Origin of the sequence: Clostridium sp. UBA5119 (assembly GCF_002414285.1) — a bacterium.
In the GTDB taxonomy this organism is placed as follows: Bacteria; Bacillota; Clostridia; order Clostridiales; family Clostridiaceae; genus Clostridium_J; species Clostridium_J sulfidigenes.
The window spans coordinates 1-2,793 of sequence record NZ_DHYX01000004.1; the positions used below are offsets into that span (position 1 = coordinate 1).

Genomic DNA, 2,793 nt, shown 5'->3' on the forward strand with positions numbered 1-2,793 from the left:
TCCCCCGGTGAGCCACCAAAAGCACTTCATAATGAAGTGCTTTTTTTATATATAAAATAATAAATTTAATTTATAATAATATGAGAAGTAGCATTTTGGTATGGAGGGTAGAGAATGTATAATATATGTAAAGGACAACGAATTTATTTAAGAAATATAGAATTAGATGATGCTAAATTAGTTGCTAAATGGAAAGATGAAATAGTGATGAGAAAAATGTCCGTGGGATTAAATACAAATATAAGTTATGAAAACCAATTTCAAGACATTAAGCTTAGCATAGAAGAAGGAGAAGAATTATACTTAATTATTGAATTAAAAGATAATAATGAGCCTATAGGATACATAAGAATAAATTGGTTAGATGAAAATAAAGAAATGGCTTGGCTTAGATTTGGATTAGGAAGTCGTAGGCAAGAGGGATATGCTAAGGAAGGATTAAAATTAATTATAGACTATTTATTTAGTATTGGAACTCATAGAATTGATGCAGAGGTGTTAATGTTTAACTATCCTAGTCAAGGCACATTAAGGTCAGTAGGTTTCCTTCATGAAGGAACAAGAAGACAAGCATACTATGATGGAAAAGAATATGTTGATGTTTTTGTTTTTGGAATTGTAAAGGAATAAATAATGAAAATTAAGTTTTTATATAGGAGGAAAGATAAATGGTAATAGCTCAAGTAGAGATATTAACGAATAAATATGTACAGATTATATTAAATAGTAAATTTTTTGAAGTGTGGAAGTCAATTGCAATAGGAGTAGGAATATTCGTATTGCTAATGTTCCTAAGAAATATATTTGCTAAATATATTATAAAGATATTAGATGGTATATTTAAAGCTTTAAAGATTAAAAGTGCTAGAAAAATATTGAGTGCATTTGAAAAACCTATAAAAATGGCATTTATAGTAATAGGTGTATACATATTTATGAGTATACTAAATTCATCAATGGGATGGAATATTAGCAGTATAATTAATAAATTATTAGGGACATCAATTATAGTATTATTTGCTAATGGATTAATTAACATTACTAATAATTCAGATGATTTTTTATTTAGAGCTACAGATAAATATGATATAAAAGTGAATACTGTATTAATACCTATGATGGCTAAAGGAATAAAGTATTTAATTATAGCTTTTGCAATTATACAAGTAGCAAATATTTGGGGTCTAGATGTAAATGCTTTTATAACAGGAATAGGTTTAGGGGGAGTTGTAATAGCTTTGGCAGCAAAAGATTTCGCAGCGAATATGATGTCAGGTGTCATAATATTTATGGATAATCCTTTTACAATAGGTGATTGGATTAAGTGTAAGGATATAGAGGGAATAGTAGAAGATATTAGTTTTAGAAGTACAAGAGTAAGAACTTTTGATAAAGTGTTAATAACAGTTCCTAACTCATTACTAGTAAATGATTCAATTTTGAACTTTAACAAGAGAGAGTTAAGAAGAGTAACTATGAATATAGGAGTAACCTATGATACAGCTACTGAGCAGCTTCAAAGGTGTGTTAGTAGCATAAAAGATATGCTAAAGAATCATGATGGAGTAGATAGTGAGAGCATTCATGTTAGCTTTAGTACATTTAATGAAAGTAGTTTAGACATAAGTATGTATTTTTTTATAAATAGAGTTGAATTCAATGAATATATGGAAATTAAAGAAGATATAAATTATAATATAATGAAAATTCTAAGTAATGAAGAAGTAAGTATTGCTTTTCCAACAAAAAGTGTGTATATAGAAAATAAATAAAAGGTTTAGGTAGTTCTTATTTGAATTACCTAAACCTTTTATTACTCATTTATAAAGTCAATAATTTCGTTGTATAAACTTCTTACACCATAATGCCAATTTTGATCAGCAGAATACTTTCTATTAATCCATACTAAAGGATCGACACTATCAGGTCTATCCTTAGATAGATTTATAATTGTACGACAAGCAATTTCTGATGCATCTACAATATCAGTATTATAACTTTGCCAGCTACAAAATACATTATAAGGATTGTTAGCTATTTTAGTAGCACTTACATGATCTTGAGGAACAAAACTTTGTTCTTGACCTGTAATAGCAAATAGCAGTATAGGATTAATATTAAAATCTCTACTAACTTCTATTATGGATGAAAGATAAGGTTCATCCTTAAGTATAGAAGATTTACTAGCTAAATAAGATTTTAGTAAGTTTTCATCTATAACTTTATATTTAAACCAATCAGGTAAATGCATAGTTTGGTTTATCGCTTCTTCACTTACTTGATTATTATGATACAAATTTTTATATTTTTGCTGAGACTTTTGTATAGAATAAGAATTATATTCAGAATTATATTTTGAAAGTTCAGTGTTTAATGTATTAGAGTTATTAACTCTATAAGTTATAGATAGAGTATTTATTGATTTTATGTCACTATTGATTAATTTTGTATTTTTATTAGCTGTATTTTGCCATTGCTCTGTGGTTGATAAATTAATAAGTTGTAATACTAATATAAATATAACAACTAGAGGAATAAAACTTTTTTCTTTCTTCTTCATAAATTTAATCACCATATTTCCCAAAATTTTTATTAATAATTATAATCTGTCCAAAAAAAAAAAAAATATTCAACTTATATATTTTTTAAAAAGGTAAGAGGTAATTAATTTTAGACAATTGTAATTATTCATTTATACTTATACCAATAAACAATATAAGTAAATGAATGATATAAATGTATAAATACAATTAATAGATTAAATAAACAAATCCTAGTGTATCAACATTAGGA

3 protein-coding genes are annotated in these 2,793 nt (G+C 26.0%); 2 read left to right on the forward strand and 1 reads right to left on the reverse strand.

The window, feature by feature from the left end; translation table 11 throughout:
• The first annotated feature begins 114 nt into the window (after positions 1 to 114).
• Together B2671_RS00165 and B2671_RS00170 are read left to right on the forward strand one after the other, a co-directional pair.
• On the forward strand, positions 115 to 630 hold the full coding sequence (locus B2671_RS00165) for a GNAT family protein (RefSeq protein ID WP_346868580.1): 516 nt from the start codon (positions 115 to 117) through the stop codon (positions 628 to 630).
• Between the two features lie 38 nt (positions 631 to 668).
• Complete coding sequence (locus B2671_RS00170; RefSeq protein WP_346868581.1) at positions 669 to 1,772, forward strand: mechanosensitive ion channel family protein; 1,104 nt, start codon at positions 669 to 671, stop codon at positions 1,770 to 1,772.
• A 41-nt stretch (positions 1,773 to 1,813) separates the two neighbouring features.
• Here B2671_RS00170 and B2671_RS00175 read toward each other — a convergent pair whose 3' ends face one another.
• The gene (locus B2671_RS00175) at positions 1,814 to 2,560 is read right to left on the reverse strand and encodes a hypothetical protein (protein WP_346868582.1); all 747 of its coding nucleotides are present in this window, start codon (positions 2,558 to 2,560) and stop codon (positions 1,814 to 1,816) included.
• Positions 2,561 to 2,793 lie beyond the last annotated feature (233 nt).

Coding starts and splice junctions, on each gene's coding strand:
- B2671_RS00165 (WP_346868580.1), top strand. CDS start 115: ATGTATAATATATGTAAAGGACAACGAATTTATTTAAGAAATATAGAA.
- B2671_RS00170 (WP_346868581.1), top strand. CDS start 669: ATGGTAATAGCTCAAGTAGAGATATTAACGAATAAATATGTACAGATT.
- B2671_RS00175 (WP_346868582.1), bottom strand. CDS start 2,560: ATGAAGAAGAAAGAAAAAAGTTTTATTCCTCTAGTTGTTATATTTATA.